General features: G+C 63.5%; 15 protein-coding genes and 2 tRNA genes. 3 read left to right on the forward strand and 14 right to left on the reverse strand.

The window, feature by feature from the left end; translation table 11 throughout:
* Positions 1 to 34: 34 nt before the first annotated feature.
* Positions 35 to 601 (forward strand): methylated-DNA--[protein]-cysteine S-methyltransferase, encoded by a 567-nt coding sequence (locus tag ASR47_RS10070; protein ID WP_065307640.1) that lies wholly within the window; start codon positions 35 to 37, stop codon positions 599 to 601.
* A 1-nt stretch (position 602) separates the two neighbouring features.
* Here the strand turns inward: ASR47_RS10070 and ASR47_RS10075 are convergent, their stop codons facing one another.
* The 6 genes from ASR47_RS10075 to cydD all read right to left on the reverse strand — a co-directional run bounded on the left by ASR47_RS10075 (position 603) and on the right by cydD (position 7700).
* On the reverse strand, positions 603 to 1319 hold the full coding sequence (locus ASR47_RS10075) for a hypothetical protein (protein WP_065307641.1): 717 nt from the start codon (positions 1317 to 1319) through the stop codon (positions 603 to 605).
* 77 nt (positions 1320 to 1396) lie between these two features.
* Positions 1397 to 1510, reverse strand: a complete 114-nt coding sequence (cydX, locus tag ASR47_RS10080) for a cytochrome bd-I oxidase subunit CydX (RefSeq protein WP_065307642.1) — start codon at positions 1508 to 1510, stop codon at positions 1397 to 1399.
* 23 nt (positions 1511 to 1533) lie between these two features.
* Complete coding sequence (cydB, locus tag ASR47_RS10085; RefSeq protein ID WP_065307643.1) at positions 1534 to 2688, reverse strand: cytochrome d ubiquinol oxidase subunit II; 1155 nt, start codon at positions 2686 to 2688, stop codon at positions 1534 to 1536.
* A gap of 11 nt (positions 2689 to 2699) precedes the next feature.
* Positions 2700 to 4286, reverse strand: a complete 1587-nt coding sequence (locus tag ASR47_RS10090; RefSeq protein ID WP_065307644.1) for a cytochrome ubiquinol oxidase subunit I — start codon at positions 4284 to 4286, stop codon at positions 2700 to 2702.
* A gap of 61 nt (positions 4287 to 4347) precedes the next feature.
* Entirely contained in the window at positions 4348 to 6027 is a 1680-nt protein-coding gene (locus tag ASR47_RS10095) for an amino acid ABC transporter ATP-binding/permease protein (RefSeq protein WP_065307645.1), read from the reverse strand.
* Positions 6024 to 7700 (reverse strand): thiol reductant ABC exporter subunit CydD, encoded by a 1677-nt coding sequence (gene cydD, locus ASR47_RS10100; protein ID WP_065307646.1) that lies wholly within the window; start codon positions 7698 to 7700, stop codon positions 6024 to 6026. The genes ASR47_RS10095 and cydD overlap by 4 nt, the downstream gene beginning before the upstream one ends.
* 154 nt (positions 7701 to 7854) lie before the next feature.
* Between cydD and ASR47_RS10105 the strand changes: the two genes are divergently transcribed.
* Complete coding sequence (locus tag ASR47_RS10105; RefSeq protein ID WP_065307647.1) at positions 7855 to 8406, forward strand: GbsR/MarR family transcriptional regulator; 552 nt, start codon at positions 7855 to 7857, stop codon at positions 8404 to 8406.
* A gap of 37 nt (positions 8407 to 8443) precedes the next feature.
* Here the strand turns inward: ASR47_RS10105 and ASR47_RS10110 are convergent.
* From ASR47_RS10110 to ASR47_RS10135, 6 genes are all read right to left on the reverse strand, one after another.
* Positions 8444 to 8518, reverse strand: a tRNA-Arg gene (locus ASR47_RS10110).
* 96 nt (positions 8519 to 8614) lie between these two features.
* Positions 8615 to 8691: transfer RNA gene (locus ASR47_RS10115), tRNA-Pro, on the reverse strand.
* 92 nt (positions 8692 to 8783) lie between these two features.
* Complete coding sequence (gene glmM / locus ASR47_RS10120; protein WP_065307648.1) at positions 8784 to 10121, reverse strand: phosphoglucosamine mutase; 1338 nt, start codon at positions 10119 to 10121, stop codon at positions 8784 to 8786.
* A 38-nt stretch (positions 10122 to 10159) separates the two neighbouring features.
* A complete protein-coding gene (folP, locus tag ASR47_RS10125) occupies positions 10160 to 11005 on the reverse strand; it encodes a dihydropteroate synthase (protein ID WP_065307649.1) in 846 nt (281 codons plus the stop codon).
* Between the two features lie 99 nt (positions 11006 to 11104).
* Positions 11105 to 12985 (reverse strand): ATP-dependent zinc metalloprotease FtsH, encoded by a 1881-nt coding sequence (gene ftsH, locus ASR47_RS10130; protein ID WP_065307650.1) that lies wholly within the window; start codon positions 12983 to 12985, stop codon positions 11105 to 11107.
* Between the two features lie 206 nt (positions 12986 to 13191).
* Positions 13192 to 13875 (reverse strand): RlmE family RNA methyltransferase, encoded by a 684-nt coding sequence (locus ASR47_RS10135; RefSeq protein ID WP_065307651.1) that lies wholly within the window; start codon positions 13873 to 13875, stop codon positions 13192 to 13194.
* A 42-nt stretch (positions 13876 to 13917) separates the two neighbouring features.
* Here ASR47_RS10135 and ASR47_RS10140 point away from each other — a divergent pair, with 42 nt between their 5' ends.
* Positions 13918 to 14388 (forward strand): YhbY family RNA-binding protein, encoded by a 471-nt coding sequence (locus ASR47_RS10140; RefSeq protein ID WP_065307652.1) that lies wholly within the window; start codon positions 13918 to 13920, stop codon positions 14386 to 14388.
* Between the two features lie 196 nt (positions 14389 to 14584).
* Here the strand turns inward: ASR47_RS10140 and ASR47_RS10145 are convergent, their stop codons facing one another.
* Together ASR47_RS10145 and greA are read right to left on the reverse strand one after the other, a co-directional pair.
* The gene (locus ASR47_RS10145) at positions 14585 to 15028 is read right to left on the reverse strand and encodes a DUF4149 domain-containing protein (protein WP_171898924.1); all 444 of its coding nucleotides are present in this window, start codon (positions 15026 to 15028) and stop codon (positions 14585 to 14587) included.
* Positions 15028 to 15504: a transcription elongation factor GreA gene (greA, locus tag ASR47_RS10150; protein ID WP_065307654.1), complete on the reverse strand. Its 477-nt coding sequence runs from the start codon at positions 15502 to 15504 to the stop codon at positions 15028 to 15030. The genes ASR47_RS10145 and greA overlap by 1 nt, the downstream gene beginning before the upstream one ends.
* Positions 15505 to 15646 lie beyond the last annotated feature (142 nt).

Consider the following 15646-nt stretch of genomic DNA (forward strand, 5'->3'; position numbering starts at 1 on the left):
AACTGGGCGCCATCGTCGCTCACAAGGATAACCCATGCATTGTGTTTGCAAGATCATGCCCTCGCCCGTGGGCGAACTGACGTTGGTGGCGCGCGGCGATGCGCTGGCGGCCATTTTGTGGCAGGACGACAAGCCGACGCGGGTGCGACTGGGCGCGCTGCGCGAAGACGGCGCGCATCCGGTGCTGCTGCGGGTACAGCAGCAATTGCGCGAGTATTTTGCCGGCACGCGCCAGCAATTCGAGGTGCCGCTGGACTTTGGCGGCACCGATTTCCAGAAACAGGTATGGCAGGCGCTGCTGACGATACCGTTCGGCCAGACGCGCAGCTATGGCGAGATCGCGCGCCAGATCGGCAAGCCGGCCGCCGTGCGCGCCGTCGGCGCGGCCAATGGCAGAAATCCCATCTCCATTATCGCGCCCTGCCACCGGGTGATCGGCGCCAGCGGCGCGCTGACCGGGTTTGCGGGCGGCCTGGAGGCCAAGCAAACCTTGCTGGCGCTCGAAGGCATCGCCCTGTCGAGCGCGCAGGATGCGCAAAAAACCGGCCTGGCCACGCGGCGCGCGCGGCAAGTCGACCTGGCGCAGGGCACCTTGTTCTAGTTTATTCGCCCAGCAAAGCCAGTGATTCGAGCCAGGCTGCCTTCCACGGCCTTAGCTGCGGCTGGGTGGCAAACGCCTTTTTCAGGTGCGGCATCGGCACGCGATGCACATCGTGCAGACCGAAGGCCAGGGTGACAGGATTCCACAGGTAATTGTTCTTGCCGCCGCGCGAATTCTTGCGCACCCGCGCGCCATCGTCGCCAAAAATCCCCTGCCCCGCCAGCATGCCCTGCTCCAGGTTGATCTTGCCGACGCCGGCAAACGCTTGCACGATCTCGTGGCGCTCCAGCCCTTTCAGGCTTTCCTGCGGCGCCAACGGCGTTTCCGGTTCGACCGGCGTGGGGTTCAGCAATTCCTTCACCAGCTTCAGCAGGTCGCGTTCCTGGAAGTGCAAGCCGTCCAGCGACGCGCGCAGGCCTGGCTCCTGCAGGGCAATCGCCAGGTTGCCGGAGTCGCGCGTAAAACGCAGCAACACATCGGTGCCGCCGGCGGCCAGGTGCTGCTTGTCTTCGATAAACACCACCGGCGCCGCGTAGCGCGTCACGCCGTCGTGGAACAGCTCGGCCCATTGCTGGGAATAGTCGATCCACACATAGGGCAAGCCGCCCTCTTCCAGCAGCCGCGCCAGGGTCCAGGGCGTGCCCGTCTGTGTTTGCAGCCACTGGCAAGCCTGGTCGGCGGTGGCGCGGTAGGGCAAGGAAGAGAGCGTGGTGGTCATGGTGCAGTCCCGTCAAAAGAATGGTGCGCAGTGTAGCACTGCCCACCATGCGGGGCGCTCGTCTGCCATTGCGCATATCACCGATACTTGTCGGGCGTGGTGTCGCCGTCGACCATTTCGTACCACATTGCATTGAGCACGGCGAACATCGCCGCCAGCGGAAGGCCCAGTATCCAGGCGAAATACCACATGATGATTTCCTTTGAAAAATGAATTAATAGGCGTGACCGTTGCCGTCTGCGATCGCCTGGCCGTCGACCTTGCCCCACAACACTTTATAAACCCAGCTCGTGTAGGCCACGATGATGGGAATAAAGATGGTGGTGGCCACCAGCATGATGAACAGCGTCATGTGGCTCGATGACGAATCCCACACCGTCAGGCTGGCGCGCGGATCGAGCGACGACGGCAGAATGAAGGGAAACATCGAGGCGCCCACGCTGAGGATGATGGCGGCAATGCCCAGCGCGCTGGCCAGCAAGGCCGGCACGGCGCGGCGCAGGCGCAGGAACAGCAGGGCCAGCAGCGGCGACAGCAGTCCCAGCACCGGCGCGGCCCAGCTCCACGGATGGGCCGCATAGTTGGCGAACCAGGCGCCGGCCGCCACTTCGGCCGTCTTGAACATGGGGTTCGACGGACCGGCCACGGCAATCGCGCTGGTAATGCGGTAGCCATCGACCCTGGCCCACAGCGCCACGCCGGCGGCCGCATACAGCGCCACGGTGGCGAGCGCGGCCACGCTGCCAAAGGCGCGCGCCCGCTCGGCCACGGCACCATCGGTTTTCAGCTGCAGCCAGGTGGCGCCGTGCATCACCAGCATCGCCACCGACACCAGGCCGGCCAGCAGGGCAAACGGATTGAGCAAGCCGAAGAAGCTGCCTTCATAAAAGATATGCATGTCGTCGGAAAAGCGGAAAGGCACGCCTTGCAGCACATTGCCCATCGCCACGCCGAAGATCAGGGCCGGCACGAAGCCGCCGATAAACAGGGCGATATCCCAGCGCGCGCGCCAGGCCGGGTCTTCGCGCTTGCTGCGGAATTTAAAGGCGACCGGGCGCAGGATCAGCGCCACCAGGATCACGAACATGGCCAGATAAAAGCCCGAGAACGACACCGCATACAGCTGCGGCCAGGCGGCGAAGATGGCGCCGCCGCCCAGGATCAGCCACACCTGGTTGCCTTCCCATACGGGGCCGATGCTGTTGATGATGACCCGGCGTTCCAGGTCGGTCTTGCCGGCAAACGGCAGCAGGATGCCGGTGCCGAGATCAAAGCCGTCGGTGACGGCAAAGCCGATCAGCAGCACGCCGATCAACAGCCACCAGATCAGGCGCAGGGTTTCATACGATAACAATTCATGCAGGATCACGATGCGGCTCCTCAGGCGGGTTGTATGGCGGCGGGTTGAACGGCGGGCGGCACCGGCGGCGCGGCAGGCGCATGCTGGTCCGGCCCTTTGCGGATGGTTTTGAGCATCAGCTTCATTTCGATGACCAGCAGCACCGTATAGATGGCGGCAAAGCCGGCGATGGTGATCAGCAAGGTCGTCACGCCCAGGTTCGACACCGCCACGGCGGTCGGCAGCACGCCTTCGATGACCCACGGCTGGCGGCCCAGCTCTGCCACGATCCAGCCCGCTTCAGCGGCCACCCATGGCAGCGGGATGGCGCACACGGCCACTTTCAGCAGCCAGCGATGGGCGTCCAGCCTGCGGCGCACGGACAGCACGAAAAACGTCCCCGTCAGCAGGATGAAGAACATGCCCAGGCCGACCATCACGCGGAAGGACCAGAACAGCGGCGCCACCGGTGGCACCGTGTCCAGCGCGGCCCTGGCGATCTGCTCTTGCGTGGCCAGGCGCGGATCGTCGACATAGCGTTTCAGCAGCAAGGCGTAGCCCAGCGACTGGCCTTTCGATTCGAACATGGCCGTCGCCGCTTCCGGCACCACGCCGCCGGGCGGCACGGCGCGGATGGTTTGCAGCGCGTCATAGGCCTTGATACCGTCGCGTATCAGCAATTGGCCGCGTTCGACCAGCTGCGCGATGCCGGGAATCTCGGTATCGAGCGAACGCGTGCCGATCAGGCCCATCACCATCGGAATATGCAGGGCATAATGGGTTTCGCGCGCGGCCTGGTCGGGAAAACCGATGGCCGTAAACGCCGCCGGCGCCGGTTCCGTTTCCCACATCGCTTCGATGGCGGCCAGTTTCATCTTCTGATGCTCGGACGCCAGGTAGCCGCTTTCATCGCCGAGCACCGCCACCGACAGCGACGCCGCCAGGCCGAAGGAAGCGGCCACTGTCATCGAGCGCTTGGCCAGCTGCACATGGCGCCCCTTGAGCAAGTACCAGGCCGACACGCCGAGCACGAAAATGGCGGCCACCGTATAGCCGGCCGACACCGTGTGCACGAACTTGGCCTGCGCCACCGGATTGGTCAGCACGGCGCCAAAATCCGTCACTTCCATGCGCATGGTTTGCGGATTGAAGGCCGCGCCGACCGGATTTTGCATCCAGCCGTTGGCGATCAAAATCCACAGGGCCGAGAAATTCGAGCCGATGGCGACCAGCCAGGTGGTCACCAGGTGGCCGCGCGCCGACAATTTATCCCAGCCAAAAAAGAACAGGCCGACAAAGGTCGCTTCGAGGAAGAAGGCCATCAAGCCTTCGATCGCCAGCGGTGCGCCGAAAATATCGCCCACATAATGGCTGTAATAGCTCCAGTTCATGCCGAACTGGAATTCCATCACGATGCCGGTGGCCACGCCCATGGCGAAGTTGATGCCGAACAGCACGCCCCAGAATTTGGTCATGTCGCGCCAGATGGTGCGGCCCGTCATCACGTACACGGTTTCCATGATGGCGAGGATCACCGACAAGCCGATGGTCAGCGGAATGAAAATGAAGTGGTAAAGCGCCGTCAGCGCAAATTGCAATCTTGATAGTGCAACAATATCGAGGTCCATGATGTTCCTGTTTGTTTCCTGTATTTACTTCGTTAAACCGCTTGTACTGCAAAAAAAATGCTCAATCGGCGCGCATGCCATCGAGCGCACGGTCGAATGCCGGCGTGCCGCGCCGCGCTTCGGCCACGATGCGCCCATGGCGCAGCGTCAGCAGCCGGTCCGCCAGTTGCGCCTCGCGCCGCAGATGCGTGGCGATCAGCAGGCTGCGCCCGCTGCTGCGCTCGGCGAGCCGGCGCAGCACATCGCTGGCGGTGGCGGCATTGAGCGCCTCGGTGGCTTCGTCGAGCAGCCACAGGGGAGCGTCGTGCAGGAACAGCCGCGCCAGCGCCAGGCGGCGCGACTGTCCACCCGACAAGCCCAGGCCGCCCTCGCCCAGCGGCGTGTCGAGGCCGTGGGTGAGTGCCCGCACCTCGTGTTCCAGGCCGGCCGCCTGCAAGGCTTCCCACAATTGGCCGTCCGTGGCGCCGGGGTCGGCCAGGCGCAGGTTGTCGCGCAGGCTGTCCTGGAACAGTTCGGTTCTTTGCGTAAACAAGCAGGCACGCGGCGCGCTGAGCGTGCCCGACAAGGGCGCGATCTCGCGCGCGGCCAGGGCCAGCAGGGTCGACTTGCCAGCGCCGCTGGGGCCGATCAGCGCGACTTTTTCGCCGGGCGCCACCACCAGGCTGACGCCATGCACGATGGCGGCCTGGCTGCCGGCGTGCGCCGCACTGACCGCTTCCAGGCGCAGGCCGCTGCTCGCCGGCGCCGCCGGCGGCAGCGCCGTTTCCGCCACGCGCGGATCGAGCCGGCGCAGCGCCAGCAGCATGCGTCCCGCTTCCAGCGCGCCACGGCGCAGGCCGGCAAACGGTTCCATGGCGGTCAAGGCCACCAGCACCGCCAGCGCCGCGGCCGGCACGCCGATCCGCTGGCCATCGACCAGGGCGGCGCTGGCCAGCACGACGCCAGCCAGGGTGATGCTGCCCAGCACGCCATAGGCGGCGCCGGCGCTGGCGTCCAGGCGCTGCAGCGCGATATCGGTGGCGGCCAGCGACTGGTCGGTCCGCGCCAGCAGCTGGCATTGCGCGCCCAGGCGCCCGGCCATCGCCAGGTCGGTCTGGCCGGCCACCAGGTCGATCGCGCCCGAGCGCAGCTGTTCGAGGGCGCGCGACCGTACCATGGCGTGGCGGCGCGCGCGGCGCAGCAACAGCGACGCGATGGCGCCGCCGCCAAGCAACAGCCAGGCGGCAAACACCAGGCCCAAAGCAAGGTCGAGAAACGCCAGCGCCAGGCCGGCCAGCAGGGCCGCGCAGATGGCGGCAAACACCGGCACCAGCAGGCGCAGATACAGCGCTTCGAGCGCGTCGATATCGGCCGTCAGGCGAAACAGCATTTTGGCCGGCTGGCGCAGCAGCCGGTGGCCGGCCGCCGGCAGCGACCAGCGGCGAAACAGCCGCACGCGCAAGGCGGCCAGCGCGGCAAACGTCGCGTCATGGGTAAGCAGGCGCTCCGCATAGCGAGTGCCGGTACGGCCGATCGCCAGCAGGCGGATGCCGGCCGATGGCGCAAATACATCGAACGCCAGCGCGGTGCTGGAAGCCAGCCCGGCGATCGAGGTGGCGCTGATAAACCAGCCGGACAGGCCCAGCAGCGCCATGCCGGCCACCACCGTGAGGGCCGACAGCGCGGCCCCCAGCAGCATCTTGCGCGGCTGGTCCAGCAACAGCTGGCGCAACACGGGATGGGATAGCAACCTGGTTTTCATGCCTGCAGCTCCTGCGTTTGCGCGCCCAGCAGCACACGGCGCGGCAGGCGCGCCGCCAGTACCGGGTCGTGGGTGGCGACGATCATGGTCTTGCCTTGGGCCAGCTTCAGCAGCGCGTCGGTCACGCGCGCCGCCGTTTCGCTGTCGAGGTGGGCGGTCGGCTCGTCGACCAGCAGCAGATCGGCCTGCGGGTGGATGGCCACGCGGGCCAGCGCCAGGCGCACAGCCTCGCCACCGGACAGGCCGTGGGCGCCGTCACCGAGCATTACACCGGGCTGCGCCTGGGACACCGTGGCCAGTTCGGCCAGGCGCAGCGCCGCACTCACCGCCGCCACGTCCGCCAGCTCCCGGCCCAGCGTGATGTTCTGGCTGACGGAGGCGGCAAACACGTGTGGCCGCTGCCCCATCCAGGCCATGCGCTGGCGCAGGCCGCCAACCGTGGCGTCGTCCAGCGCCACGCCGTCAATATGGATGATGCCGCTGCCTGCCGGCAGCAAGCCGGCGATCAGCGACAGCAAGGTGGACTTGCCGGCGCCGCTGGCGCCCAGCAGGGCCACGTGTTCACCGGGGCGCACCTGCAAGTCGAGACCGTCGAACAGCGGCGCTTCGCCGGGATGAGCAAACTGCACGTGCTGCAAGCGCACTGCCGGCGGTGCGGCGGGCGCCGCAGAGGACGCGATGGCGTCTGCTGCGGCATGGCCCGGCATGGCGACGCCGCCGTCGGCCAGGTCAGCCAGCGCGGCCAGGCCCGCCTCGCCGGCCGCCTTGTCGTGCCAGACGGCCGCCAGTTCGCGCAGCGGCTCGAAAAAGGCGGGCGCCAGCAGCAGGATGAACAGCCCTTCGTTCAAGCGCAGTTTGCCGCCCCAGCTGCCGAAATGGAAGGTGCCCAGCAAGGAAAAGCCGATATACGCCGCCACCATCGCCACGCCCAGGGCGGAAAACAGTTCCAGCACGGCGGAAGACAGAAAAGCGATGCGCAGCACGGCCATGGTGCGGCGGCGCAGCGATTGCGCGCTGGCGTCGAGCCGCCCGGCCGTGGCGTCGACGGCGCCGACGGCGCGCAAGGTGGCCAGGCCGCGCAGGCGGTCGAGCAAAAAGGCATTCATGCCGCCCATCTCCACCATCTGCGCGCGGCTGGCCGCCTGCGCCCCCATGCCAACCAAAGCCATAAAGACGGGAATCAGGGGCGCGGCGACCAGCAATATCAGGGCGGCAAGCCACGACAGCGGCGCAATGGCGGCCACGATCGTCAAAGGCACCAGCAGCACTTTCCAGCGCGTGGGCCGGTAGCGCACCAGATAGGGCACGATGGCTTCGGCCTGCTCGGCAATCACGCTGGCGGCCTGGCCGGACTGGGCGCGCTGGCGGTCCAGCGGCGAGCGCTGCGCCAGCGCCAGCGCCACCTGCGCGCGCAGGGCCGACAGATGGGTACGCGCGGCCGCATACACGGTGCACGCGCCCCACGCCTCGGCGCCGGCGCGCAGCAAGCCCAGCAAAACAATGCCGGCCGCCGGCGGCACTGCCCCATGCCAGCCGGTGCCCGCCGCCATGCTGGAAATGGCCGAGGCCAGCAGGGCAGCCTGGGGCAGCCACAACAGGGCGGCGCCGCCCTGGACCAGGCTGGCAAGACGGGGCAGGACGAAACGCGGCAAGGCAGGAAGCGGGGTGGCCATGAAAAATTCTCTCTTGCTTGTACTTATTGAGTTTTCAGTAATTTCTGTAAATTCGATTTTTTGTATAATACTGCGAAACCTGTCGAATATCAATTGACCCGCCGCAAATAGAGTGCAAAACTTCCAGTTAATTATGAAAACTCATCACATTGAAATGACGCCGCTGATCCTGACCTTCGTCAGTCACTTTGGCGAAATGGGCAGCCGCTGGGGTTTCAACCGCACGGTGGGCCAGGTCTATGCGCTGCTGTTCGTGTCCGAGCAGCCGCTGCATGCCGACGAGATCGCCGAGCACCTGAGTTTTTCGCGCTCGAACGTCAGCATCGGTCTGAAGGAATTGCAGGGCTGGGGCTTGATACGCCTGACGCGCATACCGGGCGACCGGCGCGAGTATTTCTCGTCCCTCGGCGACGTCTGGCAGATTTTCCGGGTGGTGGCGGCCGAACGGCGCCGCCGCGAAGTGGCGCCGACCTTGACGGTGCTGCGCGAATCGCTGATGGCGCCGGCCAATGAGCCGGGCGACAAGTATGCCCAGGAGCGCATGCGCGAAATGTATGAGCTGGTGGACCTGGCCAATACCTGGTTCGACGACCTGCAGCGGCTGTCGCCGGAATCGATGGCGCAGCTGATGAAGATGGGCGCCAAGGTGCAAAAACTGTTGAACGCCAAGGATCGCCTGTTTGGCGCGGGCAATAAAGAAGAATAGATGTGGATGCAAGAGCGCATCGAGGGCCAGCGATCGCTGGTCCGCCCAGAGGGAATCGAACCCCCATTCACGGTTTAGAAGACCGTTGTCCTATCCGTTGAACGATGGGCGGAAAGGTGCAGTATTTTAACTGATGCAGGAATGGCGGCAACTAACGCCATCCACAATTGAAAACGGGCTGTCATTTCTGACAGCCCGTTCATGACTTTGGTCGGAGTACAAGGATTCGAACCTTGGACCCCCTGGTCCCAAACCAGGTGCGCTACCGGGCTGCGCCACACTCCGAAGACAAGATAATAAGGCCTGGCAACAATTTCGTCAATTGCCAGAGGCAAATTAGATGAAAATAACTATCGCCAGGCCCTGGTGGCGGCAAATTATGCCGTCAACTTGTCGGCGATGCGGCGGGCCATGGCTTCCGCCTTCTCGTTGTCCTTCGCTTCGACCATCACGCGTATCAGCGGTTCCGTGCCCGAGGCGCGGATCAGCACGCGGCCGGTGTCGCCCAGTTCGGCTTCCACCTTGGCCGTCTCGGCCACCATGGCGGCGTTCTGCGTCCAGTCGGTGCCGGGCGCCACGCGCACATTGATCAGGGTCTGCGGGAACAGGACCAGCTCGCTGACGCACTGCTGCAGGCTCTGGCCGCTGCGCTTGAGGGCCGACAGCACTTGCAAGGCCGATACGATGCCATCGCCGGTGGTGTGCTTGTCCAGGCACAGCAGATGGCCGGAGCCTTCGCCGCCCAGGATCCAGCCCTTCTCTTTCATCACTTCCAGGACGTAGCGGTCGCCGACCTTGGCGCGCGCAAAACCGATGCCCTGCTGCCTGAACAGCACTTCGAGCGCCATATTGGTCATCAGGGTGCCGACGGCGCCCGCCACCGGGCCGGTGGCCAGGCGGTCCTTGACCATCACGTACAGCAGTTCGTCGCCGTTGTACAGGCGGCCAGTGGCGTCGCACATGATCAGGCGGTCGGCGTCGCCGTCGAGGGCGATGCCGAGATCGGCGCCGTGCTCGACCACGGCCGCGGCCATCGCCTTGGTGGCGGTGGCGCCGAAACCGTCGTTGATATTGAAGCCGTCAGGCTTGTTGCCGATGGCGATGACTTCCGCACCCAGCTCATGCAGCACATGGGGGGCGATATGGTAGGCCGCACCGTGTGCGCAATCGACGACGATCTTCAGGCCATGCAGGTCGAGCTCGTTTGGAAAGGTGCTCTTGCAAAACTCAATGTAGCGGCCCGACGCGTCATCGAGGCGCGTGGCGCGGCCGAGCTTTTCGGACGACACGCAATCCATCGGCTCATCTAGCGCCGCTTCGATTTCCTGCTCCAGGCTGTCGGGCAGCTTGGTGCCCTGGCCGGAAAAGAACTTGATGCCATTGTCATGGTAAGGGTTGTGCGAGGCGGAAATCACCACGCCGGCCGTCAGGCGCAGCGCGCGCGTCAGGTAGGCAATCGCCGGCGTCGGCACGGGGCCGGCCAGCATCACGTCCACGCCGGCGGCGGCCAGTCCCGCTTCGAGCGCCGCTTCCAGCATATAGCCGGAAATACGCGTGTCCTTGCCGATCAGCACGGTGGGATGCACCTTGCTGTTTTGCGCCTTGACCAGCACCTTGCCGGCCGCGTAGCCCAGGCGCATCACGAAATCAGGGGTAATCGGGGCCTTGCCCACCAGGCCGCGGATGCCATCGGTACCAAAATACTTGCGTGTCATATTCTTCTCTTTTATTGTATATAGTAAATTTTACAAACTCAATGTGCCGTGCGCCAGACCTGCAGCGCATCGACGGTTTCACCCACATCATGTACCCGCACGATCTGCGCACCGTGCGCGACCGCAGCGAGCGCGCCGGCGATACTGCCCGCCAGGCGCTGCTCGACCGGACGGCCGGTGACGGCTCCGATCATCGATTTGCGCGACAGGCCGGCCAGTACCGGCAGGCCCAGTTCACTGCGTAACTGCGCAGTTGCGCGCAGCAAAGCATAATTTTGCTCGACCGTCTTGCCGAAGCCAAAGCCGGGATCGATGCACAGGCGCTCGCGCTCGATGCCGGCCGCCACCATCGTGTCGACCCGCTCGCGCAAGAATTCCGTGACTTCGCGCACCACGTCCTCATAGTGCGGCTGGTCCTGCATGGTCTGCGGCACGCTTTGCATGTGCATGATGCACAGCGCACAGTCGCTGCCGCGCACGGCCTCGATGGCGCCCGGCGCGCGAAAACCGTTGATGTCGTTGATCATGTCGGCGCCGGCCAGGATGGCTTCGCGCATCACTTCAGGCTTGTAGGTATCGACCGAGAGCGGCTTGCCACAGTCGCGCAGCGCGTACAGCACCGGCATCACGCGCTGCAACTCGTCGGCCAGCGGCAGCGGCGGCGCGCCAGGGCGGCTCGACTCGCCGCCGATATCGATGATGTCGGCGCCGTCAACGATCATCTGCTCGGCGCGCGACAGGGCAAACTCCAGGTGCTGGAATTTGCCGGCGTCGGAAAAGGAATCGGGGGTGATATTCAGGATGCCCATCACCAGGGCGCTGCCGCCGGGCGCCTGCCCCTGCAGCTGGAAGCCGAAGCGGCCACATTGTAAATACTGTCGCATGTCACTTGAAAGGTGGAGGATGTGGAGTGGCAACGAAAAAGGGCAAGGATTGCTCCTTACCCTTTCCTGCCATTGCCGCCTGTTATCAGGCAGTCACAATCAGGCTGGCGCCGTCACGTTCGGCGAGATGCCGCCGGCGCCGCTGTCGCCCGCATTGCGGCGTGGTGGAATGACCTTCGGCGGACGCGGCTCCAGGCCGGCCATGATGTCGTTGATCTGCTCGGCATCGATGGTTTCCCATTCCAGCAGCGCCTTGGTCATCATTTCGACCTTGTCGCGATTGCTTTCCAGCAACTTGCGCGACAGTGCATATTGCGTGTCGAGGATGCTGCGGATTTCGGCGTCGACCTTTTGCTGGGTCGCTTCCGAGATCGTCTTGGTGGCGCCACCGAAGAAGCCTTCGTTTTCGCTGTCCTCGTAGACCATCACGCCCATGCTGTCGGACATGCCGAAGCGGGTGACCATCGAGCGGGCCAGCTTGGTGGCGCGCGAGAAGTCGTTCGAGGCGCCAGTCGACATCTGGCCGACGAAGATTTCTTCAGCGATACGGCCACCGAACAGGATGGAAATTTCTTCCAGCATCTTGTCCTTGTAGGCCGACAGGTTGTCGTGTTCCGGCAACTGCCAGGTCAGGCCCAGGGCCCAGCCGCGCGGCATGATCGTCACTTTATGGACCGGATCGGCTTTCGGCAGCAGCTTCGCCACCACCGCGTGGCCGGACTCGTGATACGCGGTATTGCGGCGCTCTTCCTCGCGGATGATCATCGACTTGCGCTCGGGACCCATGTAGATCTTGTCTTTTGCGTCTTCGAAGTCCGACATTTCCACCAGGCGCTTGCTGCGGCGCGCGGCGAACAGGGCTGCCTCGTTGACCAGGTTGGCCAGGTCCGCGCCCGAGAAACCAGGCGTGCCGCGGGCCAGGATATCGGCCTTGACATCGGTGCCGATAGGCACTTTGCGCATGTGCACGTTCAGGATCTGTTCACGGCCGCGGATATCGGGCAAGCCCACCGACACCTGGCGGTCGAAACGGCCAGGGCGCAACAGTGCTTTGTCGAGCACATCGGCACGGTTGGTGGCGGCCACGACGATCACGCCGGAGTTCGCTTCAAAACCGTCCATCTCGACCAGCAACTGGTTCAGGGTCTGTTCGCGCTCGTCGTTGCCGCCGCCGGTGCCGGCGCCACGGTGGCGGCCGACCGCATCGATCTCGTCGATGAAGATGATGCAAGGCGAGTGTTTCTTGGCGTTTTCAAACATGTCGCGCACGCGGGACGCACCCACGCCGACGAACATTTCCACGAAGTCGGAGCCCGAGATCGAGAAGAACGGCACCTTGGCTTCGCCGGCGATGGCGCGCGCCAGCAGGGTTTTACCGGTACCCGGAGGACCGACCATCAGCACGCCGCGCGGAATGCGGCCGCCCAGTTTCTGGAACTTGCTCGGATCCTTGAGGAAGTCGACCACTTCGTTGACTTCTTCTTTCGCTTCGTCGCAACCGGCGACGTCGGCGAAAGTGACCGTGTTGCTCGCTTCATCCATCATGCGGGCTTTCGACTTGCCGAACGAGAATGCCCCGCCCTTGCCGCCGCCCTGCATCTGGCGCATGAAGAAGACCCAGACGCCGATCAGCAACAGCATCGGGAACCAGGATACGAAAATTTGTTGCAGGAAAGATGCTTCCTCGGGCGGACGCACATCGAAATGCACGCCGTTGTCGCGCAGGTCGCCGATCAGACCCTTGTCGAGGCTGGTAGCAGTGGTGCGCACCTTGGTGTCATCCGACAGCTTGGCGGTGATCGAGGAACCTTCGATCACGACATCCTTGACGCGCTTGGCTTTGACTTCATCCAGCAAATCGGAATAAGCGATGGGCTTGCTGCCGCCCGTGGCGCCATGGCTGTCGAACTGCTTGAACAACATGAACAGCAGCAGCAAGACGACTACCCAGATGGCAGATTTGGAAAACATGTTATTCACGAAGACTCCTTGGATGCAGTGCGCATCTTTTTGCTATAGCTAGAAACACGATTTTACTCGCAATAAGCGGGCCGTGCCAAAGCCCGGCTATCCGTGTGCGGCAAAAAAACCGCGCTCACGTCAAGAAATGAAATGCAGTATAAACAATTTGGCTGCATTCACCAGTGTCAGTACCGCACTTCTCGCTCCCATGTGCGGGTTCCAGCTTAAATATCAAGAGCGGAATCGTCTTCTTCAGGGGCATTTTTCATGGGGTGTTTGATGCCCCGGCCCATCAGGAAGATTTCCGACGACTTGTCGCGGCTGGCCTTCGGTTTCTTCTGTACCACGACCTTGAATTCGGTGCGGAATTTTTCCACGATCTGGCTGAAGCCCATATCCTTGAAGCACTTGACCAGCAAGACGCCGGAAGGTTTCAGGTGCAGCTGAGAAAATTCGATGGCCAGGTCGATCAGATGCTCCATGCGCGCGGCGTCCGCCGTGGCGATGCCCGACAGATTGGGCGCCATGTCCGACAGCACCAGATCGACTTTGCGCCCCTGCAGCACCACTTCGAGCTGGCGCAGCACGCGCGCTTCGCGGAAGTCGCCCTGGATGAAATGGAAGTCGGCGATCGGCTCCATTTCCAGCATGTCCAGGCCAATCAGCGTACCATTGACGCCGCCGCCATCCTTGCCGGCCAGCTTGCGGCGCGTGTATTGCGCCCAGCTGCCGGGAGTGCAACCGAGGTCGACAATTACCTGACCAGGCTTGATCAGTTTCTCGTCTTCATCGATTTCCTTGAGCTTGTATGCGGCCCGGGCACGGTAGCCCTCTTTTTGCGCCAACTTCACATATGGGTCATTAATGTGGTCGTGCAACCAGTTTTTGTTTAATTTCTTCTTTGCCATTCGCGTAGAATACTGCTTTTAAGGGAATTACTAAAAATTATTATGCTAAAACTTACACCCGTTGAGCGCAGCGCACTGCGCGCCGAAGCACACGCGCTGAAGCCTATCGTCATTATCGGCGAAGCGGGCTTGACACCTGCTGTCCTCAAAGAGATCGACCTGGGCCTCGATTCACACGGCCTGATCAAAGTACGCGTGTTCGGCGACGACCGCGAAGCGCGCGTCGGAATGTACGAGACGATTTGCGGCAATCTCGGCGCCGCTCCCGTACAACACATAGGCAAACTGCTGGTAATCTACCGTCCGAAAAAAGAAGTGGTGAAGGAGAAGGTCAGTTCCGGCAAGGGCATGCGCGAAGTGACCATCGTCAAAGCCAGCGCCAGCGGCACCAAGCGCCCGAGCGTGACGAAAGTCATGATCAAGGGCAATGAGCGCGTCACCGAAGGCGGTTCGATCAAGCGTGCCAAGCCGCGCCAGAAGAGCGCCAAGAAAAGCGCCTTGGGCAGCAAGTAAGCCCAACCCCAGCCGCCGCCAGGCGGTTGAAACAGAAAGCGGAGCATGGAACTTCCATCGCTCCGCTTTTTTATTGCCATTCCTGCATGCAGATTGTCGGATTACGCGCTGCGCGCTAATCCTACCTACGGTATCGGCTGGTAGGTCGGATTAGCGCGGCCGCAGGCCAGGCGTAATCCGACAACACCGCCAACGCCTACCGCTGTTTCCAGATCAGCACACCCGCCAGCAAGCTCTGCACCCCAAACACCAGCGTCGACACCGCGTGCAGCATGCCGAAGCGGCTGCGCATGGCGTCGTCCATGATGCCCGACGGCGCTTGCGCCTTGAGTTCGCTCATCAGCGGCGTAATGCCGAAATGGCTGACCAGCGCGCACACCAGCATCGACAGCACCAGCGCGCCCAGCAGGCGGCGGCGCTTGGGCTCCAGTGCGCCGGGCGCCCATTGAAGCAAGGCCAGCAGAATCAGCGCGCAGGCGATCGACAGCCACGCTTCCACACGGAACAGACTGCCGGCTATATTGCCTGCCAGCACACGGTCGCTCAGGGTGCCGAACAGCGTCGGCGCCACCACAAAGCCGATGGTCCACAGGCTGCCGGCCCACAGGGTGGCAACCAGGATGCGCACGCGGCCCAGCATCAGATGTACAGCACTTCCAGGATTTCGTATTCGCGCGGGCCGGACGGCGCCTGCACTTCGACCACGTCGCCGGCGTATTTGCCGATCAATGCGCGCGCGATCGGTGAAGTGACGGAGACCTTGTTCAGCTTCAGGTCGGCTTCGTCGAGGCCGACGATCTGGTACGTCACTTTCTGGCCCGATTCCAGGTCTTCCAGGTTCACGGTCGAGGCGAACACCACGCGGCCTTCCGCGTCCAGGGTGGCCGGGTCGATGATCTGGGCCGCGCCCAGCTTGCCTTCGAGTTCGGCGATACGGCCTTCGACGAACGCCTGGCGCTCCTTGGCGGCGTCGTACTCGGCGTTTTCCGACAGGTCACCGTGCGAGCGCGCTTCGGCGATCGCATCGATGACGATACGGCGTTCCTTGGTCTTCAAATGATGCAGCTCTTCCTTCAGAAGTTCTGCGCCGAATTTGGTCAATGGGACTGAAGTCATGTTATCTCTACTATCTGCTAGTTATCGGTGTCGCTGTTAATGCCTGCACCAAGTGAAAACCACAGAGGCCGCGCGCTGCTCTGCACGGAACTCTGTGGTTGATAAGCATGCAGTGTACCGCCTAACGGCGGCCACTGCAAAT

The sequence above is a fragment of the Janthinobacterium psychrotolerans genome (genome assembly GCF_001677885.1).
GTDB classification, from domain to species: Bacteria; Pseudomonadota; Gammaproteobacteria; order Burkholderiales; family Burkholderiaceae_D; genus Janthinobacterium; species Janthinobacterium psychrotolerans.

What these genes read in the sequence shown, in the direction of transcription:
- glmM (WP_065307648.1), bottom strand. Translation starts at nt 10,121, where the DNA reads ATGACACGCAAGTATTTTGGTACCGATGGCATCCGCGGCCTGGTGGGC.
- ASR47_RS10105 (WP_065307647.1), top strand. Translation starts at nt 7,855, where the DNA reads ATGACGCCGCTGATCCTGACCTTCGTCAGTCACTTTGGCGAAATGGGC.
- ASR47_RS10145 (WP_171898924.1), bottom strand. Translation starts at nt 15,028, where the DNA reads ATGCTGGGCCGCGTGCGCATCCTGGTTGCCACCCTGTGGGCCGGCAGC.
- cydD (WP_065307646.1), bottom strand. Translation starts at nt 7,700, where the DNA reads ATGGCCACCCCGCTTCCTGCCTTGCCGCGTTTCGTCCTGCCCCGTCTT.
- ASR47_RS10070 (WP_065307640.1), top strand. Translation starts at nt 35, where the DNA reads ATGCATTGTGTTTGCAAGATCATGCCCTCGCCCGTGGGCGAACTGACG.
- folP (WP_065307649.1), bottom strand. Translation starts at nt 11,005, where the DNA reads ATGCGACAGTATTTACAATGTGGCCGCTTCGGCTTCCAGCTGCAGGGG.
- ASR47_RS10140 (WP_065307652.1), top strand. Translation starts at nt 13,918, where the DNA reads ATGCTAAAACTTACACCCGTTGAGCGCAGCGCACTGCGCGCCGAAGCA.
- cydX (WP_065307642.1), bottom strand. Translation starts at nt 1,510, where the DNA reads ATGTGGTATTTCGCCTGGATACTGGGCCTTCCGCTGGCGGCGATGTTC.
- greA (WP_065307654.1), bottom strand. Translation starts at nt 15,504, where the DNA reads ATGACTTCAGTCCCATTGACCAAATTCGGCGCAGAACTTCTGAAGGAA.
- ASR47_RS10095 (WP_065307645.1), bottom strand. Translation starts at nt 6,027, where the DNA reads ATGAAAACCAGGTTGCTATCCCATCCCGTGTTGCGCCAGCTGTTGCTG.
- ASR47_RS10090 (WP_065307644.1), bottom strand. Translation starts at nt 4,286, where the DNA reads ATGGACCTCGATATTGTTGCACTATCAAGATTGCAATTTGCGCTGACG.
- ASR47_RS10135 (WP_065307651.1), bottom strand. Translation starts at nt 13,875, where the DNA reads ATGGCAAAGAAGAAATTAAACAAAAACTGGTTGCACGACCACATTAAT.
- ASR47_RS10075 (WP_065307641.1), bottom strand. Translation starts at nt 1,319, where the DNA reads ATGACCACCACGCTCTCTTCCTTGCCCTACCGCGCCACCGCCGACCAG.